Origin of the sequence: Paenibacillus sp. 79R4 (genome assembly GCF_013393165.1) — a bacterium.
Lineage (GTDB): Bacteria > Bacillota > Bacilli > Paenibacillales > Paenibacillaceae > Fontibacillus.
The window spans coordinates 1-1521 of the sequence record NZ_QJOT01000037.1 but is presented as its reverse complement, the minus strand read 5'-3'; the positions used below and the strand labels follow the sequence as shown (position 1 = coordinate 1521).

General features: G+C 41.1%; 1 protein-coding gene. It reads left to right on the top strand.

Features of this window, described 5'->3' with window-relative positions; translation table 11 throughout:
* The first annotated feature begins 56 nt into the window (after positions 1-56).
* Positions 57-1022, top strand: a complete 966-nt coding sequence (locus tag DMN77_RS23500; protein WP_068779530.1) for a tyrosine-type recombinase/integrase — start codon at positions 57-59, stop codon at positions 1020-1022.
* Positions 1023-1521: the final 499 nt, after the last annotated feature.

Below are 1521 nucleotides of genomic sequence, written 5' to 3'. Positions count from 1 at the left end.
ATGTCGTACAATATTAATTATGCGACATCACAACACGTCAACAGGAGGCTAATACCATGGAGCTACATAACTATATGATGGAAGTTTCGGAACAATATTTTTTCCATTCACTGAGCCAAGAATATCGTGATGAGCAGATCATACAAATGTTTCTGGAAGTATGTGCCAAGGTACCCAATACGAGAAAAAATTATTATCGAGCACTTGAGCATTTCCGTGGTTTTTTATCAGGCATGCCCATGAAGGATGTCACCTGGAGGGAAATCGAGGCTTATAAGCTTTATTTGTCACAGGGCATTTACCGGGAGGGCGGGAGATCCCTTGCGCCAGCGAGTGTTGCAGCATTTATCGCACCGTTGAAGTCCTTCTATAAATGGGGAAGTGACAGCAGTATCGGTATTTTTGACAATAACCCTACGTTAAGTACAAAAATCCCGCAAATTACTGTGACAAGCCGCAAAAATTTTTTAACCAAAAAAGAAGTTGGCAAGCTGCTGGATAGCTTGCGCGAACAAAGTCTGCGTAACTACTTGATAGGACTATCCCTGGTCATGCTTGGACTGCGTGTCTCTGAGCTTACCCATATCCGTTGGGGAGATTTCCATACAGATCCACTGGAGACGTCGATCTGGCTGACCATCTCTTATGCTAAACGAGGTAAAATCCGTGAAGTGAAAATTCCGCATAAGTTGTGGGTTTTGTATACCGAGCATGCTCATTGTCTTGCAGAGAGTAAGGATCCAGATCCGGATCTATTACTGTTTCCAATTTCGCCCAGACAAATTCAGCGTATTATTCGGGAGGCAGGAGAGCGGTGTAATTTGAGCAAGAAGCCTACTCCGCACTGGCTGCGGCATACAAATGCAACTCTGGCTCTGCTGCAGGGGGCCTCGCTGCAACAGGTTCAGGAGAGTCTCGGGCATTCGCATATTAATACAACACAGAGATATCTACATACAGTGGAACAATTAAAGAAAGCGGCCCCGGATTTCGTTCAGGATTGTTTGCAGGAGTTTATTTAAGCGAAGGAGAAAGTTAACTGCAAAATGCAAGCAACTATCATCTAGGTCATTTGTTTTTAATAGTTACTGTAAACATACGGTTTTGATTAAAAAAGGCCCGGGTTGAGGAGAAAACATAAAAAATTCCTGCATATTTGCAGGAATTTTATTAAGATTTAAGAGTATCACATGAAAAGGCTGCATTTTGCAGTTTTTCTGCAATGTATCGTCGTATACAGTGAAGCTGTCATGTCCACGTGGAGAGAGAAGTCCCCCGCCATGGATGTATAAGTAGTGAATAGCATGACATTTTTACAGGATTCATCCGAATATTTTCCAATTCTATTAAAATGTCAAGCACAATTTTAATAAATTGAACCTTTTTTCCTACTAATGTGACTTTATAGCCGTGCAAACGTTGTTCTTTTGTCCTATAATGTTAAATAGTTACAATAACAAACCTTACCAATACTCGTTCTTTTTGCATACTCTACGTCGCATAATTAATATTGTACGACAT